The sequence below is a fragment of the Aquibaculum sediminis genome, from assembly GCF_040712085.1.
Taxonomy (GTDB): Bacteria; Pseudomonadota; Alphaproteobacteria; order Kiloniellales; family DSM-21159; genus Aquibaculum; species Aquibaculum sediminis.
This window is the reverse complement of sequence record NZ_JBFCVK010000008.1, coordinates 133,920-153,440: the sequence shown is the minus strand read 5'-3', so window position 1 is coordinate 153,440 and position 19,521 is coordinate 133,920. Positions and strand designations below refer to the sequence as shown.

17 protein-coding genes are annotated in these 19,521 nt (G+C 66.2%); all 17 read left to right on the top strand.

Annotated elements, in window-relative coordinates; genetic code table 11:
* Nucleotides 1-77: 77 nt before the first annotated feature.
* Nucleotides 78-914: an AraC family transcriptional regulator gene (locus ABZ720_RS13985; RefSeq protein WP_366556146.1), complete on the top strand. Its 837-nt coding sequence runs from the start codon at nt 78-80 to the stop codon at nt 912-914.
* Nucleotides 915-1,149: 235 nt separating this feature from the next.
* Complete coding sequence (locus ABZ720_RS13980) at nt 1,150-2,154, top strand: branched-chain amino acid ABC transporter permease (RefSeq protein WP_366556145.1); 1,005 nt, start codon at nt 1,150-1,152, stop codon at nt 2,152-2,154.
* Nucleotides 2,155-2,159: 5 nt separating this feature from the next.
* Nucleotides 2,160-3,245, top strand: coding sequence for a branched-chain amino acid ABC transporter permease (locus tag ABZ720_RS13975; RefSeq protein WP_366556144.1), 1,086 nt, complete (start codon nt 2,160-2,162; stop codon nt 3,243-3,245).
* Nucleotides 3,242-4,039 carry an ABC transporter ATP-binding protein gene (locus tag ABZ720_RS13970; RefSeq protein WP_366556143.1) on the top strand — a complete coding sequence of 266 codons (798 nt, stop codon included), beginning with the start codon at nt 3,242-3,244 and terminating at the stop codon, nt 4,037-4,039. The genes ABZ720_RS13975 and ABZ720_RS13970 overlap by 4 nt, the downstream gene beginning before the upstream one ends.
* Nucleotides 4,032-6,251: an ABC transporter permease gene (locus tag ABZ720_RS13965; protein ID WP_366556142.1), complete on the top strand. Its 2,220-nt coding sequence runs from the start codon at nt 4,032-4,034 to the stop codon at nt 6,249-6,251. The genes ABZ720_RS13970 and ABZ720_RS13965 overlap by 8 nt, the downstream gene beginning before the upstream one ends.
* Nucleotides 6,252-6,255: 4 nt before the next feature.
* A complete protein-coding gene (locus ABZ720_RS13960) occupies nt 6,256-7,086 on the top strand; it encodes a phosphoenolpyruvate hydrolase family protein (protein WP_366556141.1) in 831 nt (276 codons plus the stop codon).
* A gap of 54 nt (nt 7,087-7,140) precedes the next feature.
* The gene (locus ABZ720_RS13955) at nt 7,141-10,014 is read left to right on the top strand and encodes a flotillin family protein (RefSeq protein ID WP_366556140.1); all 2,874 of its coding nucleotides are present in this window, start codon (nt 7,141-7,143) and stop codon (nt 10,012-10,014) included.
* A gap of 12 nt (nt 10,015-10,026) precedes the next feature.
* Complete coding sequence (locus ABZ720_RS13950) at nt 10,027-10,464, top strand: SRPBCC family protein (protein ID WP_366556139.1); 438 nt, start codon at nt 10,027-10,029, stop codon at nt 10,462-10,464.
* Between the two features lie 10 nt (nt 10,465-10,474).
* Nucleotides 10,475-10,936, top strand: coding sequence for an SRPBCC family protein (locus ABZ720_RS13945; protein WP_366556138.1), 462 nt, complete (start codon nt 10,475-10,477; stop codon nt 10,934-10,936).
* Entirely contained in the window at nt 10,936-11,754 is an 819-nt protein-coding gene (locus tag ABZ720_RS13940) for an FAD binding domain-containing protein (RefSeq protein ID WP_366556137.1), read from the top strand. The genes ABZ720_RS13945 and ABZ720_RS13940 overlap by 1 nt, the downstream gene beginning before the upstream one ends.
* Before the next feature lie 3 nt (nt 11,755-11,757).
* Nucleotides 11,758-12,243 carry a (2Fe-2S)-binding protein gene (locus ABZ720_RS13935; RefSeq protein WP_366556136.1) on the top strand — a complete coding sequence of 162 codons (486 nt, stop codon included), beginning with the start codon at nt 11,758-11,760 and terminating at the stop codon, nt 12,241-12,243.
* Nucleotides 12,244-12,253: 10 nt separating this feature from the next.
* Nucleotides 12,254-13,960, top strand: a complete 1,707-nt coding sequence (locus tag ABZ720_RS13930) for a xanthine dehydrogenase family protein molybdopterin-binding subunit (RefSeq protein WP_366556135.1) — start codon at nt 12,254-12,256, stop codon at nt 13,958-13,960.
* A gap of 1 nt (nt 13,961) precedes the next feature.
* On the top strand, nt 13,962-14,984 hold the full coding sequence (locus ABZ720_RS13925) for a xanthine dehydrogenase family protein molybdopterin-binding subunit (RefSeq protein WP_366556134.1): 1,023 nt from the start codon (nt 13,962-13,964) through the stop codon (nt 14,982-14,984).
* A 5-nt stretch (nt 14,985-14,989) separates the two neighbouring features.
* A complete protein-coding gene (locus tag ABZ720_RS13920) occupies nt 14,990-15,871 on the top strand; it encodes an AAA family ATPase (protein WP_366556133.1) in 882 nt (293 codons plus the stop codon).
* Complete coding sequence (locus ABZ720_RS13915) at nt 15,868-16,983, top strand: vWA domain-containing protein (protein ID WP_366556132.1); 1,116 nt, start codon at nt 15,868-15,870, stop codon at nt 16,981-16,983. Before ABZ720_RS13920 ends, ABZ720_RS13915 begins: the two co-directional genes overlap by 4 nt.
* On the top strand, nt 16,980-17,861 hold the full coding sequence (locus ABZ720_RS13910; RefSeq protein WP_366556131.1) for an amidohydrolase family protein: 882 nt from the start codon (nt 16,980-16,982) through the stop codon (nt 17,859-17,861). The genes ABZ720_RS13915 and ABZ720_RS13910 overlap by 4 nt, the downstream gene beginning before the upstream one ends.
* Before the next feature lie 66 nt (nt 17,862-17,927).
* Nucleotides 17,928-19,514, top strand: coding sequence for an isochorismatase family protein (locus ABZ720_RS13905; RefSeq protein ID WP_366556130.1), 1,587 nt, complete (start codon nt 17,928-17,930; stop codon nt 19,512-19,514).
* The last annotated feature ends 7 nt before the right edge of the window (nt 19,515-19,521 follow it).

The following is a 19,521-nucleotide window of genomic DNA, read 5'->3' as shown; positions in this document are numbered from 1 at the left end:
AGGAAGCCGTTCGACGGGCGGCGGGAGTGCTTGCGCCAATCCGGTGGTGCTGCCCGGTTCGACGGTGGGGGAGGACGATGAGTACTGCACTGGCAGTGCATCATGGACCATTCGGACGGGTGGCGCTCTATAACCTGGATCGCTCGATGACGCTGCACGCGCATCGCGAAGGGCACCTGATCTTTCACGTCCAGGGTCCGCCGGGGTCCATTGATATCGAAGGGGAATACTATCCGCTGGGGCCGGGGCAGGGCGTTGCGGTCAGCCCCTGGCAGCCGCACAACTATCGCTGCCTGCATCCCGGCAAGCTGTCGCTCTATCTCACGCTCTACATCAAACCCTTCTGGTTTCTGGAGGCGAGCCGCCGGGCCAGCGCCTCGCTGCGCTTCGGGCGCAGCCCTATCGACGTAACCGAGACGATCAATCGTCTGGTCTTCAAGATTGCCGGTGCGATGCTGGAGGATGCGGACGACAGCTATGTCGCCGGCTATCTCTACGGATTGACCCAGGAAAGCTTCGACCAGTCCTGGCAGTGGATCGCCGAAGGGGCTTCCTTCACCCGTTGCGCGCCGCCGGTGCGCGATTTCCGCGTGCGCAATGCCATCAAGCTGATGCGCGAAAGGGTGAGCGAGCGTGTGGTGCTGGATCGAATAGCGCGCGGCGCCGGACTGTCCCGACCGCATTTCTACAAGCTCTTTCGCCAGCAGGTTGGGATCACGCCCAACATGTATCTCAACACCCTGCGGATGGAGAACGCGATCGATCGCCTCGTGACCAGCGTCGATCCCGTCACCGATATCGGCCTCGACCTCGGCTTCTCCTCCCAGGCCAGCTTCACGCGTTTCTTCATCGCCAACGTGGGCATCGCGCCCAGCGACTATCGTCGGATCGTGCACTTCGCTGACGCGGCGTGATGCGTCTGGCGCGGCGTAGTCCCAGCCGGCGTCGTCCCGCATTGGGGTCAAACTTCATCCGATCGGCGACAGCAAGAGACTGTCGGGTATGCGCTCCCATGCGCTTTGCGCTTAGCCTAGCGACAGACAGCAGCCGGGCTCGGATTCGGCGCGCATAGGCCTGTGCCCGCTCAGGCTGCAACAGGGAGGATAGGATGACAGTGGCGTCCGGAAACAGGACGGTGGGAGGGGCCGCGTGAACGACCTCATCCGGCGTAATCCGGTCTGGACCGTCGTCATCGCCCTGGCGGCAGCTGTGCTGCTCTACTTCATCATTGCGCCCTGGTCGGCCGGCATGGAGGAAGTCCTCGGGCGCAAGCAGATTTTCCTCAATGCGGTCTTCAACGGTGTCACCTTGGGGGCGCTCTACTTCCTGGTGGCCAGCGGCTTCACGCTGATTTTCGGCTTGATGAAGAACGTCAATCTGGCCCACGGCTCGCTCTACCTCCTGGGCGGCTATCTCGGTTATGAGGTATCCGACGCGACCGGAAGCTGGCTCTTCTCCTTCGTCGTCGTGTTCATTGCCGTCGCCCTGCTTGGCGTGGTGCTGCAGTACACCGTCTTTCGCCGCATGGAAGGCGAGGATCTGCGCCAGACCCTGGTGACCATTGGCATATCCATCGTGCTGGCCGACATCATGCTCTGGCTCTGGGGCGGCTCCTCCTACCAGATTCTCACTCCCGACTGGCTGCGCGGCCCGGTGGAGTTGCCGCTGGTGGCGGCGGTGCGCGGGGACGACATCTATTTTCTGCGCTATCCCTCGGTGCGCATCGCCATCCTGGTGGCCTCCATCGTGCTGGGCATTCTCATGTGGTTGGCCTTGAACCGCACCCGCATTGGCATGCTGATTCGTGCCGGCGTCGATGACCGCGACATGCTCGCCGCCTCGGGCGTGCGGGTGCAGATCATCTTTATGGTGGTCTTCGCCTTCGGTGCCGGTCTGGCCGGCGTGGCAGGAATTGTCGGCGGTACCTTCCAATCGGTCGTGGCCGGTGAGGACATGCGTTTCCTCCTGGCCTCGCTGGTGGTGGTGATCGTGGGTGGCATGGGCTCGATCCTGGGCGCTGCGCTGGGCGCCGTGCTGATCGGTCTGGCGGAACAGCTCGGCTCGGTCTATGCGCCGACCTATTCGGTGGTCTTCACCTTCCTGATCATGGCGGCGGTCCTGGCCTTCCGGCCGCAGGGACTGATGGGGCGCTAGGGACCATGGCCGTCAGCGACTCCCCTCAGCAGTCCCAAACCGAGACCCGGCGCAGCCTGGCGACGCGCCTGAACGACTGGGTGCAGGGCATCCCGCTCGCCTATTGGGTCGTCGGCGCGATCCTGCTGCTCATGCCGCTGATCGCCAACGACTTCTTCCTCTACCAGATCTTCGGCTGGGCTTTCATCCTGGGCATGATCGCGCTCAGCCTGATGTTCCTGGCCGGCTACGGCGGCATGGTCAGCCTGGCGCAGATGTCCATTGCGGCATTGGGCGGCTACATGGTGGCGATCCTAGGTGACAGCGGCGCGACGTCCATCAGCCTGGGCTGGCCCTGGTGGCTCAATGTGCCGGTGGCGATCCTTATCGCCGCCATCTTTGCCACCCTCATCGGCGCCCTCGCGGTGCGCACCGAGGGTATCTACACGATCATGATCACCTTGGCCTTCGCCGCGGCCTTCTTCTACTTCACGCGCCAGAACTACACGATATTCAACGGCTATTCGGGCTTCGGCGACGTGGTGCCGCCGCAGCTCTTCGGTGTGAACTGGCGCGGCGCCATACCGTTCTATTACCTGACACTCGGCTGCGCGACGATCTGCTATCTGGTGGTTGTCTATGTCTCGCGCGCGCCCTTCGGGCTGGCCCTGCAGGGAATCCGGGATAATCCCCGACGCATGGCCGCCCTGGGCTTCAATGTCGTGGCCCATCGCATCACCGCTTATACCTTCGCGGCCGTGATCGCGGCCATCGGCGGCATCCTGTTGGTCTGGCAGAACGCGCAGATCTCGCCCGGTACCGCGGGGCTCCCGGCGGTGATCGACATCCTGGTGATCGCCATCGTTGGCGGCATCGCCCGGCCCATCGGCCCCTTCATCGGCGCCTTCATCTACGTACTGCTGCGCACCTTCTCGCCGGATGTGCTCCAGGCACTCTCCATGGCAGGCGATCGCTATAAGCTTCTGATCGGCCTAGGCTTCCTCGTGGTTGTCTACTGGTCCCCCGACGGGGTGCTCGGGCTCTGGGAACGCTGGCGTGCCCGCCGTCGCCGCCGGCGTGATCCTCTCGTCGACAAGCCGGAGGCGTCATGAGCACGGCCACGGTCCGCTCCGTCTCAGAACGTCTCTCTGCGGCCGGCACGGCCAACGCGCTGGAACTGCGCGGCGTGACCAAGCGCTTCGGCGCGCTGGCGGCGCTCACCGATGTGACCATCACGGTCAAGCCGGGCGAACGCCGTGCGGTGCTGGGCTCCAACGGCGCGGGCAAGACCACGCTCTTCAACTGCGTGACCGGAGACTTCCTGCCCACCTCGGGCACCATCCGGCTCTTCGGGGAGGACGTGACCAACTTCCCGGCACATGAGCGCATCCGCCGCGGGCTGCGCCGCACCTATCAGATTTCGCTGCTCTTCACCGGACTGACGGTGTTCGACAATGTCTACCTGGCCTGTCGCGGCGTCTCCCGCGGGCGCTTTTCCATGCTGCGACCGCGAAAGGGCGACGCGCTGGTCCAGTCGGCCTACGAACTGATCGAGGCCGTGCACCTTTCGGACATCGCGCAGACCAAGGTGTCGGATCTCTCCTACGGACAGCAGCGCCAGCTCGAGATCGCCCTGGCCCTGGCCGGTGCACCGCGCTTCGTGCTCTTCGACGAACCGGCGGCGGGCCTGTCCCCGAAAGAGCGCGCGGAACTGGTGGAGATTCTCACCAACCTTCCCAGCCACATCGGCTACATCATCATTGAGCATGACATGGATGTGGCGCTGCGCGTCGCGGAAAGCGTGTCGATGATGCACAACGGCCGCATCTTCAAGGAAGGCCTGCCCAGCGAGATCGAGAGCGATCCCGAGGTGCAGGAACTCTATCTGGGAGGGGGGCATGGCTGAGCGCGCGCGCCAGGGAGCCCCTGCGCTCGAGGTCCACGACCTCAACGTCTACTACGGCTCCTCCCACGCCTTGCAGGGTGTCAACCTGACTCTGCAGCAGGGTGTGTTGTCGGTGGTCGGGCGCAACGGCATGGGCAAGACAACGCTGTGCAAGGCCATCATGGGCCTGGTGCCGGCGTCGAGCGGCTCCATCAGCTTTCACGGCGAGTCCCTGCTTGGCCGCTCCCCGGCGCAGGTGGCGCAAATGGGCGTCGGCTACGTGCCGCAGGGCCGGCGGCTTTGGCGGTCGCTCACAGTGGATGAGCACCTGCGAATGGTCTCGGCCGGTCACCAGGGCAGCTGGACGGTGGATCGCATCTACACCACCTTCCCCCGGCTGGCCGAGCGGAAGAACAACGGCGGCGGTCAACTCTCCGGCGGTGAGCAGCAGATGCTGGCTATCGCCCGGGCGCTGCTGCTGAACCCCCGCCTGCTGATCATGGACGAGCCAACCGAAGGTCTGGCGCCGGTCATCGTGCAGCAGGTCGAGGAGATGCTGCTGGAACTGGGCGAGGAAAGCGGCATCGACGTTCTGGTCATCGAGCAGAACATCGGCGTTGCCACCACGGTGGCCGAGAAAGTCGGCATCATGGTCAACGGCCGTATCAATCGCGTGGCCGATGCCGGCCAATTGGCCGCCGACCGGGAGCTGCAGCAGCGCCTGCTGGGCGTGGGCCGGCACGGCGAAGACGCGGCAGAGGAGCCGGCCAGCGGCAGCGAACCGTCCGCTGACGAGGCCAAGCCGCAGGCGCCGCAGTCCCTGCGCGTCTATCAGTCGAACCCGGTGGTGCCGACCCGCTGGTCCAAGCCGGTGCCGCGGCGCCTGTTGATCCAGCAGGCGCGCACGCTCACCCGGGCACCGACGGGAACGGTTGCCGCGGCCCGTTCGGCCCAGGCCGAGCTGCGTCCCTTGGTCGCGACGGGCGAGCAGGTGGTGCTCGTCGCCGGCACGCTCGACACCAAGGGCGAGGAGCTGCGCTTCATCCGTGATCTCGTTCGGGCAGCCGGACTGCCGGTGCGGCTGGTGGACCTCTCCACCTCTTCGGGCCATCACTCCGGAGCGGAGGTGCCCGCGCACCAGATCGCTGCCTTTCACCCCCGGGGCGCGAGCGGCGTATTCGGCAGCGACCGTGGCGAGTCGGTCGCGGGAATGACGCTGGCCTTCGAGCGCTGGATCAAGCGCCAGTCCGGGATCGCCGGCATCATCTCTGCCGGCGGCTCGGGCGGAACCGCCATCGTCGCGCCGGCCATGCGGGTCCTGCCGGTGGGCGTGCCCAAGTTGATCATCTCCACCGTGGCCTCCGGTGATGTCGCCCGTTACGTCGGTCCCTCCGACATCGTGATGATGCACTCGGTGGCCGACGTGCAGGGGCTCAATTCCATCACCCGGCAGGTGCTGGCCAACGGCGCCAATGCCATGATCGGCATGGTGCAGGCCCGGCGCGACGCCGATCCGCAGGTCGCGATGCAGAGCGACGGCCTGCCGGCGGTGGCGCTCAGCATGTTCGGGGTTACCACCCCTTGCGTGCGGCAGATCTCTGCAGCCCTTGAGCGGGACTATGATTGCCTCGTCTTCCATGCCACCGGCATCGGCGGGCAGTCGATGGAAAAGCTGGTGGACAGCGGCCTGGTGCAGGGCGTGGTCGACGTGACCACCACCGAGGTCTGCGACCTGCTGGTGGGCGGCATCTTCCCGGCCAGCGAGGATCGCTTCGGCGCCATGATCCGGCGCAACATGCCCTACATCGGCTCTTGCGGCGCCCTGGACATGGTGAACTTCGCCGCGCCCGAGACCGTCCCAGAGCGTTTCCGCGAACGCAATCTCTATCGCCACAATCCGCAGGTGACGCTGATGCGCACCTCGCCGGAGGAGAACAAGGCGATCGGGCAGTGGATCGGCGAGCGCCTGAACCGCATGGAGGCGCCGGTGCGCTTCTTCCTGCCGGAGGGCGGTGTCTCCGCACTGGATGCGCCCGGGCAGCCCTTCCATGACCCGGCCGCCGACCGGGCGCTCTTCGCCGCGCTGGAGCGCACCGTGCACCAGACGGCCACGCGCCAGTTGATCCGCGTGCCGCACAACATCAATGACCCGGCCTTTGCGGCCGAAGTGGTGGCTGCCTTCCGGGCGCTGCACGGCGGCGGGCGGCCAAAGCAGAAGACCAGGAGCAGGTGACATCATGAGTCAGAGCCGCAGCGCCATTCTGGAACGCTTCCGCGCCATGATCGAGCGCGGTGAGCCCATCGTCGGGGGTGGTGCCGGAACCGGTCTTTCCGCCAAGTGCGAGGAAGCCGGCGGCATCGATCTCATCGTGATCTACAACTCGGGCCGCTACCGCATGGCCGGGCGCGGTTCGCTGGCCGGTCTGCTGGCCTACGGCGATGCGAACCAGATCGTGATGGATATGGCGCGCGAGGTCCTACCGGTGGTGCGCAACACGCCGGTGCTGGCCGGTGTGAACGGAACGGACCCCTTCCGCGACATGGACGTTTTCCTCGATGAGGTGAAGCGCATCGGCTTCGCGGGCGTGCAGAACTTCCCCACCGTGGGGATCATCGACGGGACCTTCCGGTCCAATCTGGAGGAGACCGGCATGTCCTACGGCCTGGAGGTCGACATGATCGCCAAGGCCCGCGGCAAGGACCTCCTGACCACGCCTTACGTCTTCAACGCGGACGAGGCTACGGCCATGGCCAAGGCCGGTGCAGACATCGTGGTCTGCCACATGGGCCTGACCACCGGGGGCAGCATCGGGGCGGAGACCGCGCTCAAGCTGGAGGACTGCCCGGCCCTGGTCGATGAATGGGCCGAGGCGGCGCTCAAGGTCAATTCGGAGGTGATCGTTCTGGTGCATGGCGGCCCCGTCGCCATGCCGGAGGACGCCGAGTACGTCTTGAAGAACACCGCTGCGTGTCACGGCTTCTATGGCGCCTCCTCTATGGAGCGTCTGCCGACCGAAGTCGCTTTGACGGAACAGACACGCCGGTTCAAGCAAGTTAAGGGCAAATGATATGCAGACGGAAGGTAGAAGAATAATGCCGACGTCGCTGCGGGAGGAAGTACAATGACCGGGGATTTCATCGGCCAGGGCATCTTGTGGCTTATCGCCCTTGTCATCGTCATTGCCATTATCTACTGGGTCATGACGTGGCTTTACCGTCGCTCCACGAAGGAAATTGCCTTCGTGCGAACTGGCTTCCTGGGCGAGAAAGTGGTGATCGACGGTGGCGCCTTCGTCTGGCCGATCGTCCACGACACCACGCCGGTCAACCTGAACACGCTGGCGCTCGAAGTGGAGCGCAGCAAAGACCAGGCCCTGATCACCAAGGACCGGATGCGCGTCGACGTGGAGGCGGAGTTCTACGTACGGGTCCGCCCGACCCGCGAAGCTGTCTCTCTCGCAGCCGCCACTCTGGGCCGGCGCACGCTGGAAGCACGCAATCTCAATGAATTGCTGGTGGGCAAGTTCGAGTCGGCCATGCGCGCCGTGGCCGCCGAAATGTCCATGGGCGAGATGCACGAGCAGCGCGGCGCCTATGTCTCCCGCGTGCGTGACGCGGCACAGGAGGATCTGGAGCGCAACGGCCTTGAACTGGAATCGGTGGCGATCATCGACATCGACCAGACGGCGCTCGAATACTTCAACCCCTCGAACCGCTTTGACGCCGAGGGCTTGACCGCGCTCATCCAGGACATCGAGGAGCGGCGCAAGCTGCGCAACGACATCGAGCAGGACTCGATGATCCGCATTCGCACCCGCAATCTGGAAGCGGAGAAGCAGTCCCTGGAGATCGAGCGGGCCAGCGAGGAAGCCCGCCTGGAGCAGGAGCGTGACGTCGAGTTCCGCCGTGCCCATCAGCGCGCCCAGTTGGCGCGTGAGCGGGCCGAGCGCGAGACCGAGGCCGAAACCGCGCAGATCACGGCGCGCGAGTCCATCGAGCGGGCGCGCATCGCCAATGAACGCGCCATCTCCGAAAGCCGCATTGCCTCCGAGCGGGAGGTGCGCCAGTGGGAGATCGAGCGCCAGAGGGACATCGAGGCCTGGGAGATCTCCAGCCGCGAAGCGACCGAAAAGGCCCGCATCGCCCAGGAGCGCGCCGTGCACGAAGCGCGCATCTCCAACGAGCAGGAAACTCAGACCCGCGAAATCACGCGGCAGCGTGAGGTGGAGCAGGCGGAGATCGCCGCTCGCGAGGCCACGGAGAAGGCCCGGCTGGCGCAGGAGCGCGCGCTGGCCGATGCCCGCATCGCCAACGAGGAGGAAATCCGCCGCCGCGAGATCGAGCGGGCGCAGACCATCGAGCAGGCAGAGATCGCAGCGCGCGAGGCGACCGAGAAGCTGCGCATCCTCGAGGCGGCCAACACCAACGAAGAGCGCATCCAGACCGACCGCAAGGTCCGAGAGCTGGAGATCGAGCGCCAGCGGATGCTCGACGAAGCCGAGATCGCCGCCAAGCAGGCGACGGAAGCGGCTTCCATCGCCCGCGACAAGCAGCTGGCGGCCGAGCGCATCGCCTCGGAGCAGGAGACCCGCGAACGCGAGATCGCGCGCAACCGGGCAGTGGACGAAGCCGACCTGTCGGCGCGCGAGCTGGTGGAATCCCAGCGCATCGAGCTGGAAGCCAAGATCGAGCGCGAGCGCATCGTGGCCGAGCAGGAGACCCGGTCCCGCGACATCGAGCGCAAGAAGATCCTGGAGGAAGCTCAGGTTGCGGCCGACGAAGCCGTCGAGGCGGCTCGGATCGCTCAGCGCAAGATGGTCGACTTCGAGCGCATCGCTGCCGAACAGGAAACCCGTGCTCGCGAAATCGGGCGCGACCAGGAGGTCGAGACCGTCGACATCCAGCGCCGTCGTGCGGTGGAGGAAGCCGGCGAGCTGGCAGCCATCGAACTGGCAGCGAAGAAGGGCGAGCGTGCGGAAGCCGAGGCCAAGCTGCGCCAGACCGAAATCGCCGCCCAGCGCGATGTGGAACGCTCCGACGTGGCCCGCGAACAGGCACTCGACGCCGCGCAGCTCGAGCGCAAGCGGGCGCTGGAGCAGCTCGAGGTGGCGCGGATGCAGGCCTTGCGTGAGGCGGAGATCGCCTCCTACGAGGACGTGGAGCGTACGCGCATTGCCGCCGAACGCGGCCTGGACGAGGCCCGCATCGGGCAGGAGACCCAGCGTCGACGCCTGGAGGTGGAAAGCACCCGCGACCTCGAATCGGCCGAGATGGAAAAGGCCATCACTCTCTACAAGAAGTCGCTCGAGCAGTCGGCCGCCCACGCGGAGGCCGAGGTCGCTCGGGCCCGTGCGGCCGAGGCGGAGGAGCGGGTCAAGACCACCCGCGAGACCGAGGAGGCCAATCGCCGCCGCAGCATCGACGTCGTCATGGCCGAGAAGCGGGCGGAAGAGGAGAAGATCGCTGCCGATGCCGAGAAGGTGCGCCGCGCCGTCGAGGCCGAGGCCCAGAAGCTGCTCTATGAGGCCGAGAACGTGCTTACCGACCCGGCACGCCACTCGCTCTTCCGTCGCAAGCTGCTGGAGCATGTCGAAGGCATCGTCTCCGCCTCGGTCAAGCCCTTGGAGAAGATCCAGGATATCCGCATCATGCAGCTGGATGGCGTCACCGGTGGCGGCGGTGGTCAGGGCGGCCCCCGGGCCAACATGACCGACGAGGTCATCAACTCGGCCCTGCGCTATCGCGTGCAGGCGCCGCTGGTTGACAGTCTGCTTGCCGACATCGGCATCGAAGGCGGCGCCCTGACCAAGCAGGGCGGGCTGATCCGCGAAGCCTCCGACATGACCCGCATGGCCGGCGAGTTGGAGAAGCAGGCCGGTAGCGGCGGCAGCGGTGGCAAGAGCGGTTCCGGCGGTGATGACTCAGGCTCCGGCGGATCCGGGTCGGGTGGATCCGGTGGCGGCAAGAGCGCCGGCGGTTCCAAGTCCAAGAAATAGGAAGGCTGCGTAATGCCGAGAGTTTTCATCTCCAGCGTGATTGATGCCCCTGCCGCCAAGGTCTGGGAGCGGGTGCGCGACTTCAACGGCATGCCACGCTGGCATCCGCGGATCCGGGAAAGCCGGATCGAGAACGGCGAGCCCTCGGACAAGATCGGTTGTGTGCGGGACTTCAACCTGCAGAACGGGGATCGCATCCGCGAGAAGCTGTTGGGCCTGTCGGACTACGACATGTTCTTCACCTACTCGATCCTGGAAAGCCCCATGCCGCTGACGGACTACATCGCCACCATGCGGCTGACCCCGATCACGGACGGCGACCGCACCTTCGCGGAGTGGACGGCCGAGTTCGAATGCGACGATGAGGTGGCCGACGACCTGGTGAATGGCGTGGGCACCAATGTCTTCCAGGCAGGTTTCGACGCCCTGAAGCGGCACTTCGGGCGGTAAGGCGCAGATCATGGTCAAGATCGTGAAAAGCACCATCTTGGAAGCGCCGGTGGAGGCGGTCTGGGAGGTGCTGCGCGATTTCAACGGGCATGATCAGTGGCACCCGGCGGTGGCCGATAGCCACATCGAGCGGGGCTTGTCGTCCGACAAGATCGGCTGCGTGCGGCGCTTCCACCTGGCCGACGGTTCGGAACTGCGCGAACAGTTGCTCATGCTGTCCGATGTCGACATGGCCTTCAGCTACTGCCTGCTGGATACGCCGATTCCGCTGCTGAACTATGTGGCGCATGTGCGGCTGATTCCGGTGACCGATGGGGACCTGACCTTCTGGCATTGGGAATCGCGCTTTGACACCCCGCCGGGCCGGGAAGCCGAGTTGGAGAAGCAGGTGGGCGAGCAGATCTACGAAGGCGGTTTCCGGGCCGTGCGGGCTTACATGGGGCTTGCGCCCCGAGGCGAAGGAGAGGCGTGATGCCGGTGAAAGTGGAGAGCTTCGACAGCCTGGATGGTGCGGCGCGCGCCTTGGGCGCTGCGCGCGGCGCCCGCTTCCTGGGCGGCGGCACGCTGCTGATGCGGGCCGTGAATGACGGAGACCAGTCCTTCGATACCCTGGTCCGCGCCGTCGATCCTGCCAGTCGGCAGATCCGTAGCGATGGCGATGGGGTGACCATCGGCGCCGGCGTGACCATGGCTGAGGTTGTGGCGCATCGAGACCTGAGCTTCCTGGCACCGGTGGCCCGGGTTGTCGGCGGTCCGGCGGTGCGCAACATGGCGACGGTCGGCGGCAATCTCTTCGCCAGTTCGCCCTACGGCGATTTTACGGCTGCGCTGCTGGCGCTCGGCGCGCGCCTCGATCTGGTCGGGCAGGGTGGACGCGGCATCGAGATTGACGAGTTCCTGCGCGACCGCGAGCGTTACGTGGGCTCCATCGTGCGCGCGGTGAGCGTGCCGCGCCCACGCGACCCGGGTGCCTTCCGCTTCGCGAAGGTGAGCCGGATCAAGCCCAAAGGGATCGCCCTGATGAGCATCGCGGCCTACCTGCCACAATCGGCGGGGCGGATCCGCGGGGCCCGTGTGGCCTACGGCTCCATGGGACCACGCCCGCTGCGAGCGACAGCGGTGGAGCGGGCCCTGGACGGGCAGTATCTCGATGCAGCCGCCATCGAACAGGCGGCTGCCGTGGCCTGCGACGGCATCGAGCCGCGCACCGACGGACTGGCCTCTGCCTGGTACCGGCGGGAAGTGGCGGCAGTGCATCTCAAGCGGCTTCTGGCCGGGGAGCGGAGGTAGATCATGGCGCGCAAGCCCTTGCAGTTTCACCTGAACGGCAGCGAGAAGGCCGTTTTTGTCGAGGATGGGCAGAACCTGCTCGACGTCCTGCGCCGTGGTGTTGGAGACCTGACTCCGAAGTACGGCTGTGGGCAGGGTGCGTGCGGCACCTGCACGGTGTTGATCGACGGAGAGCCGCATCTGTCCTGCCTCACGCTGGCGGAGACGGTGGAGGGGCGTCAGATCACCACCACGGCGGGCCTGGCCCAGGGGGCGGACCTGCACCCGTTGCAGAAAGCCTTCATGGACAACTTTGCCGCACAGTGTGGCTACTGCACTCCGGGCATGCTGCTGGCGGCCAAGGCGCTGCTGGACCGCAATTCCAATCCCTCCCGGGAGGACGTGGTCGAAGCCATTTCCGGGAACATTTGTCGCTGCACCGGCTATGAGCCGATCATCGATGCCATCCTTGAGGCCGCGAAATCCCGCGGTTCCAGGCAGTTCGGGTGAGGAGACAGCCGTGATCGAGTTTCGCAAAGAATACTTCGCGGACGAGCGCGACGACGATCTCAACGAGATCGGCAAGCCCACCCAGCGCCAGGACGCTCTGGGGCATGTCACCGGCCGCTCGCCCTATTTCGACGACCATCTGTTTGACGGGTTGCTGCACATTCGCTGCGTACGCAGTCCGCACCATCATGCCCGGGTTCGTCGCGTCGACATCTCCGAGGCCGAACGCATGCCCGGTGTGGTGCGCATCGTCCTGGGCAAGGATGTCCCGCACAACCTCAACACTCTGCTTTCACTGCTCGACTTTGGGCTCGATGACGAGCCGCTGATCTCCGACAAGAAGGTGTCCTATAAGGGCGAGCCTGTCGCGGCGGTGATCGCCGAAAGCGAACGGCAGGCGCGTGATGCCGTGGCCAAGGTCCGGGTCGACTGGGAAGAGCTTCCCGCGGTGCTCGACGTAGAGGATGCCATCAAGCCCGGCGCTCCGGTGGTCAACGAGGTGTACCCCGGCAACCGCTTCGTCTATCACGGCAAGTACGACCATCAGAAGCTGCGCTTCGGCGATGTGGAGTCCGCCTTTGCCCGCGCCGACCGGGTGATCGAGGGGCGTTATCAGATGTCGCCCATCGAGCAGGCGCCAACCGAGACCTGCGGCGCCATCGCGGCACCTGAGACCAATGACCGCTACGTGGTCTACACCTCGACCCAGGCGCTCTTCTTCTCCTTGGACACCACCTCCAAGCTCCTGAAGGTGCCGTCCAACCGGCTGCATTTCATTGGCGGCACCGTGGGCGGCGGTTTCGGCGGCAAGGTGGATTCCCTGCACGAGCCCATGGCGGTGCTGGGCACTATGCTCACCGGTCGGCCTTGCAAGTACACCTTCGACCGGGCCGAGGAGATGCAGGTGGGCGCGCCGCGCGGCGCCGAGCGCTGGTACCTCAAGGACGGGGTGATGAACGACGGGCGGATCGTCGCCCGCAAGTTCATCGGCTACTTCGATAGCGGCGCCTACACCCGCCTGTCGAGCTACGCCATCATCAAGGGTGTCGGGCATCTGCCGGGCCCCTACACCATTCCCAACGTCTATGCCGACGTCTATTGCGTCTTCACCAACCGCACCCCGGCAACGGCCATGCGCGGTTTCGGCATCACTGGCGTCGACTTCGCCATCGAAAGCCACATGGACAAGATCGCCCATGAGTTGGGCATCGACCCAATCGAGTTTCGGATCATCAATTCCTATCGCGACGGCGACATGAAGGCGCATCGCCGCTTGGCGAAGAACACGGCACTGATTGAATGCTGCCATGTTGCGGCGGAGAAGGCCGGCTGGTCGCTCAGTCCGGCCGCGCGCCAGGCCTCCTCCCTGCGCGATGGCGGTGGCACGCGTGCGGAGATCCCGCACACCGTGACCGACGAGCATGGCCGGGTCGAAGGCTACACCGCCGGGAGCTACGCCCAGAAGAAGCGCCCCGGCGGTTCCCCGCCCTCAGGGCCGACCGGGCCGGGACCGGGCACCACTCCGGGTGCACAGCGCGACAGTATCGCGGTCTCTCCCGGGGCTGCGTCCCCGAGCATCGACGCACCGCCGCGGCCCACGCCGCAGCCGGCGGCCAGCTCGCCACCACGCCCGGCTGCCGTGTCGCAACAGGAGCGCCCGGCGGAGCAGCGGCGGGTCACTCGCTTTTCCTCGATCTCTGGCCTCAGGAGGCGTTGAGATGGCACTGCATCGCGGTCGCGGTTTTGCCGCCATCAACTATCCCATCGGCATGAACCTGGGCGGCGACCCCTCACAGGCGCTGGTGCATTCAAACCCCGGCGGCAAGTTCATGGTGGCGCTCTCCTCCATCGACCTGGGGCAGGGCATGAAGTCGGTCACCCGGCAGATTGCCGCCGAGACCCTGGGTGTGCCGGTGGAGGACGTCTTTGTGGACACGGCCGATTCCGACACCGGGCCGCACTGCATGGGCTCCTTCGCATCGCGCGGCACGCACCGGGTCGGCAACGCCGTGATCGAAGCGTCGAAAGAGGCGCGCGCGGTCATGCTGGAGGCTGCAGCCGAGGAACTGGAGGTGGACCCGGCCGACCTCGTGACCGACGGCAAGGGCAACATTCACGTCAAGGGCGCGCCCTCACGCTCCATCTCGACCGCAGAGGCCTGCGGTGCCGCCCAGTTCAAGCAGGGGCGCACCGTCTCGGGCCGCGGCATCTTCCTGATCCCCCTGTCCGAGGTCGACCCCGAAACCGGCGAGCAGACCCCGGTGTCCTGCTTCGCCCACGCGGCGATGATTGTCGACGTCGAGGTGGACGACGAAACGGGTGAGGTCTCGGTGCTGGAGATGAACAGCGCCTACGAACTGGGCCGTGCCCTCAACCCGCGCCTGGTGGAGCAGCAGCTGGTTGGTGGCGCCTGGATGGGCATGAGCCATGCAGCCTGGGAGACCACAGAGCCCTACTATCCCGACCGCGATCACGGCCCGATCGATTTCAACGGCTATCTCATGCCGGGGCCTGGTGACATCGCCAAGCACAACATCGCCATCCTGGAGCGGCCGGCCCCCGATGGGCCCTACGGCGGAAAGGGGCCGGGCGAAATGTGCGCCAATCCCGTGCTGCCGGCGGTCGTCAATGCCGTCTTCAATGCCGTGGGCGTGCGCATCGATGACCTGCCGGTGACGCCGGAGAAGGTGCTGCGCGGCATCCGGGCCAACGGCGGCGCACAGCCGCAAGGGCGGCGCTGAGCGTCATGGCTATCCGGCGCTCCATCGTCGGGATCGACAGCCCTGACCGTCTGGCCGGGGTGCTGCGCGATGCGCAGTATCTCGCTGACGACGAGCTGGCGACATCCGCCTATTTGGCGCTGGCGCTGGGCAAGCCGCTGCTGCTGGAGGGCGCGCCTGGCGTCGGCAAGACCGAAGGCGCGAAGGCCATCGCTTCGGTGCTGGGACGGCAGATGGTGCGGCTGCAGTGCTACGAAGGCATCGATTCCGCCCATGCCCTCTACGAGTGGAACTACCCGCGCCAAATGCTGGCGATCCGCCAGGCCGGCGACGAGTACGTCAACATCTACGCCGACGACTTCCTGATTGCCCGGCCCATGCTGGAGGCGCTGCAGCATCCGGCCGATACCGTTCTGCTGATCGACGAAATCGACCGGGCCGATCACGAGTTCGAAGCCTTCCTGCTGGAGTTCCTGTCGGACTTCTCCATCTCGATCCCCGAGCGTGGCACCATTCGCGCGCAGGAGCATCCGGTCGTCGTGCTGACCTCCAACCGCACGCGCGAGCTGCACGAGGCGCTGCGGCGGCGTTGCGTCTACCACTGGATCGACTACCCGGCGCCGGAGCGCGAGGCGGAGATCGTGATGATGCGCGCCAGCCAGGTAGCGCATGACACCGCCTGGCGTGTGGTGGCGGCCGTGGGCGCCCTGCGGCGGGAGCCCCTGGCCAAGGCGCCGGGCGTGGCCGAGACGGTGGAGTGGGCCGAGGCGGCAACGCTGCTGCACGAGCAGGGCGCGCCCTGGCCGACGGCCTTCAAGCGCGCGATCGGTGTTGTCTTGAAGGATCAGGATGATCTCGCCTTCATTGAGCCGCGCCTGGATCAGATTCTGGAGGGCACGGCGGCATGAGCCGGGAGGAACTGCCGCGTCCGATCCTGCCCTTCGTGGAGTTCGCCACGCTGCTGCGGACCAACGGCTTTCCCGTGGCGCCGGAGCAGACTCAGAGCTTCGTTGCCGCCGTGGGCCTCCTGGGCCCGCGCTCCATGGAGGACATCCATCGCGCCGCGGTGGCGACGCTGGCGCCACCCATCGAACGGCGCCCGGAGTTTGATGCCCTCTTTCGACTGCTGTTCCTGGGGCAGGGGGCGGTCACCCCCGCTGCGGCAGAGGAAGACGAAGAGGAGGTTGAAGCCTTCGATGATCGCGACGGCGGCCTCGAGCCACCCGAGCCGGAGGAGGCGGAAGAGTCGGGCGGTACGCCCACAGGCGCCGAGCGTCTCTTCGCGCGGCAGTTTCCCGAATTGTCTGAGCCGGAGACCTTGCGTCGTTTCCGTCGCCGGGCACCCCGGGCGCTGCCGCACCGGCGCTCCCGGAGGCTGGGACCGGCAAAGGGCGGACGGCGCCTGGACATGCGCCGCAGCCTGCGCGATGCGGTGCGCCGCGACGGAGAACTGCTGCAGCTCCCGGCACTCGCCCGGCGGCAGCGGCGGCGGCGCGTGCTGGTGCTGATCGATGTCTCGGGCTCGATGAAGGAGAGGACCGACAGCTCGCTGCGCTTCGCTCACAGCCTCGCGCGGGCCACCGAACGCCTCGAGGTCTTCACATTGGGCACGCGCCTGACCCGCATCACGCGGGCTCTGCGGCGGCGCAACAGCGATCAGGCACTGGCGTTTGCCGGCAATCTCGTGGCGGACTGGGACGGCGGCACCCGTCTGGGCGATGCGCTGCAGGCCTTCCTGGCCGTGCCGCGCTTTGCCGGCTTTGCGCGGGGGGCGCTGGTCGTGGTGCTGTCCGATGGCCTCGAGCGCGGTGATCCCGCAGCCCTGATCGATGGCATGGAACGCCTCTCGCGCCTGGCCTGGGCCGTGCTCTGGCTCAATCCGCTGGCGAGCGGCCCCGATTACAGTCCCGAGACCGCCGCTTTGCGCGACGTTCTGCCCTATATCGACCGCCTGGGCGACGGCTCCAGCACGGCGCATGTCTGTGAGGAGGTGCTCGGCTTCCAAAGGAGAGCGGCATGAAGATCATCGATGCCCACCATCATATCTGGCGCCAGTCCGATCTGACCTGGCTGCAGGGTCCCACCCAGCCGCGCATCTTCGGCCCCTACGATGCGATCAAGCGCGACTATCCGATCGAGGAGTTTGTAGAGGATGTCAGCGGCACCGGCGTGACCCAGTCGGTCTATGTCCAGACCAACTGGCCGCCCGGCGGCGAGGAGGACGAGGTGGCCTGGGTCCAGGCCACGGCCGAGCGTGCCGGCTGGCCGCATGCCATCGTCGGCTTTTGCGACATGACGGTGGCCGACGCCCGGCCGATGCTGGAGCGGCTGGCGCGCTACCCGCTGATGCGCGGCATCCGTCAGCAGTATCACTGGCACGAGAACCCACTCTATCGTTTCGCCGCCCACGCGGACATGTGCCGGGACGGCAATGTGAAGCGGAACATTGCCCTGCTGGCCAACTACAACTGGGCCTTCGACTTGCAGGTTTTTGCCGGCCAGGTGGACGCTGCCTGCGAGTTGGTGGATGCCTGCCCGAAGGTGACCTTCATTCTTCAGCATGCGGGCATGCTGGAAGACCTCTCGGACGAGGGGCGCGCCACCTGGAAGGCACAGATGAAAAAGCTGGCGCAGCGGGACAATGTCGTCTCCAAGCTTTCCGGCCTGGGCACCTTCATTCACCGCAATGACCCGGTGCACGTGGAGCGCATTCTGCACGACACCGTCGCGCTGTTTGGTGCCGACCGCTGCCTTTTCGGCTCGAACTTCCCCATCGAGAAGCTCTGGACCGATTACGGCGCGCTGGTCGAGGCTTTTCGCCGCGCAGCATCGGACCTCAGCACCGCCCAACAGAAGGCGATCTTTCACGACACGGCAGCCCGGGTCTACCGGCTGTAACAGGGAGGGTCACCGGATCCCGGCAGGACGGGTGGGATCCGGGCATCAAAGAAGAGGGAGGCGAGCATGGCACATGAGGCACTGCGGCCGGAGTTCCGCAATCTGATCGACGAGCAGGTGCCAGTGCGCCAGGTCGGCTCTGGTTTCACCTTCACCGAGGGGCCGATCTGGCACCCGGTGGAGCAGTATCTGCTCTTTTCCGACATGCCGGCGGACGTGCGGCGGCGCTGGGATGAGGCGTCGGGGGTCAGTGAGGTCATGCGCCCGTCCAACAAGGGCAACGGCATGACCTACGATGCCGCCCTGAACCTCCTGGTCTGCGAGCACAGCACCTCCAGCGTCGTGCGCTTCGGGCCCGGCGGCCAACGCGAGGTGCTGGCCTCACACTTCGAAGGCAAGGAGCTGAACAGCCCCAACGATCTTTGCGTTCACTCCGACGGCTCGATCTATTTCTCCGATCCCTGGTATGGGCGCATGCCTGGCTTCGGCGTCGAGCGCCCGCGCGAGCTCGGTTGGCAGGGCGTGTTCCGCATCCATCCGGGCCAGCAGGGCGGCGAGCCTGAACTGGCGGTCGAGCGCTACACCTTTTCCCAGCCCAACGGCCTTTGCTTCTCGCCGGACGAAAGCCTGCTCTACATCAACGACACCGAGCAGGCGAACATCCGCGTCTATGAGGTGCGCCCCGACGGCAGCCTGGGTTCGGGGCGCATCTTTGCCTCGGGCATCAAGGACAGCCTGAAAGCCGGTGTGCCTGACGGCATGAAATGCGATGCCGAGGGCAACGTCTGGGTCACGGCGCCCGGCGGCGTCTGGGTCTACAACCCCTCCGGACAGCTGATCGGCAAGCTGGCCGTGCCCGAGATGGTGGCGAACATTCATTGGGGCGGGCGCGACTGGCGCACGCTCTTCATGACTGCATCCACTTCGGTCTACGCCGTGGAGACCCGGGTCGGACCGCGCAGGGAGCCCTTCATGGCCGCCGGCGCGGGTGGGGGAGGGGCTGCTGCTTCAAGCCATGCTTCGAGCGCGTCCAGCGATGACGGAGCCTTCCGCCTGGAGGCCGAGCGCTGTGCCTTGATCATCCAGGACATGCAGAACGACGTGGTGATGGAGGGTGGTGCCTTTGCGGAATCCGGCTCGCCGCAGCACTGCCGCGAGCAGAACACCATCGCCAACATCGCCCGCCTGGCCGAGCGCTGTCGGGCGCTGGGCATACCGGTGATCCACGTCTGGTTCGAGATCGATAATGACGGCCGCGGTCTGACCCAGAATGCGCCGCTCTTCGAGGGCGCGATGGCGGCCAACGCCCTGCGCAAGGGCACCTGGGGCGCGCAGCCGGTTCCGGGGCTGGAGCCGCATCCAGGGGACCATATCGTCTCCAAGATGCGCATGAGTGCCTGGGAGGGCACGAACCTGGAGACGATCCTCAAGGCCGAAGGGCGCGACATCCTGATCGACACCGGCGCCTGGACCAACATGTCCATCGAGCACACGGCGCGCACTGGCGCCGACAAGGGCTATATCATGATTCTGCCGGAAGACAGCTGCTCGACCATGAACGCCGACTGGCACCGGGCCGCCATCGACTACGCGCTGCAGAACGTCTCGGCTGTGACCACCACCGACGAGGTGCTGCGTGCTCTGGACGGCTGAAGCCGGC

What these genes read in the sequence shown, in the direction of transcription:
- ABZ720_RS13985 (WP_366556146.1), top strand. Translation starts at nt 78, where the DNA reads ATGAGTACTGCACTGGCAGTGCATCATGGACCATTCGGACGGGTGGCG.
- ABZ720_RS13975 (WP_366556144.1), top strand. Translation starts at nt 2,160, where the DNA reads ATGGCCGTCAGCGACTCCCCTCAGCAGTCCCAAACCGAGACCCGGCGC.
- ABZ720_RS13970 (WP_366556143.1), top strand. Translation starts at nt 3,242, where the DNA reads ATGAGCACGGCCACGGTCCGCTCCGTCTCAGAACGTCTCTCTGCGGCC.
- ABZ720_RS13965 (WP_366556142.1), top strand. Translation starts at nt 4,032, where the DNA reads ATGGCTGAGCGCGCGCGCCAGGGAGCCCCTGCGCTCGAGGTCCACGAC.
- ABZ720_RS13960 (WP_366556141.1), top strand. Translation starts at nt 6,256, where the DNA reads ATGAGTCAGAGCCGCAGCGCCATTCTGGAACGCTTCCGCGCCATGATC.
- ABZ720_RS13955 (WP_366556140.1), top strand. Translation starts at nt 7,141, where the DNA reads ATGACCGGGGATTTCATCGGCCAGGGCATCTTGTGGCTTATCGCCCTT.
- ABZ720_RS13950 (WP_366556139.1), top strand. Translation starts at nt 10,027, where the DNA reads ATGCCGAGAGTTTTCATCTCCAGCGTGATTGATGCCCCTGCCGCCAAG.
- ABZ720_RS13945 (WP_366556138.1), top strand. Translation starts at nt 10,475, where the DNA reads ATGGTCAAGATCGTGAAAAGCACCATCTTGGAAGCGCCGGTGGAGGCG.
- ABZ720_RS13940 (WP_366556137.1), top strand. Translation starts at nt 10,936, where the DNA reads ATGCCGGTGAAAGTGGAGAGCTTCGACAGCCTGGATGGTGCGGCGCGC.
- ABZ720_RS13935 (WP_366556136.1), top strand. Translation starts at nt 11,758, where the DNA reads ATGGCGCGCAAGCCCTTGCAGTTTCACCTGAACGGCAGCGAGAAGGCC.
- ABZ720_RS13925 (WP_366556134.1), top strand. Translation starts at nt 13,962, where the DNA reads ATGGCACTGCATCGCGGTCGCGGTTTTGCCGCCATCAACTATCCCATC.
- ABZ720_RS13920 (WP_366556133.1), top strand. Translation starts at nt 14,990, where the DNA reads ATGGCTATCCGGCGCTCCATCGTCGGGATCGACAGCCCTGACCGTCTG.
- ABZ720_RS13915 (WP_366556132.1), top strand. Translation starts at nt 15,868, where the DNA reads ATGAGCCGGGAGGAACTGCCGCGTCCGATCCTGCCCTTCGTGGAGTTC.
- ABZ720_RS13910 (WP_366556131.1), top strand. Translation starts at nt 16,980, where the DNA reads ATGAAGATCATCGATGCCCACCATCATATCTGGCGCCAGTCCGATCTG.
- ABZ720_RS13905 (WP_366556130.1), top strand. Translation starts at nt 17,928, where the DNA reads ATGGCACATGAGGCACTGCGGCCGGAGTTCCGCAATCTGATCGACGAG.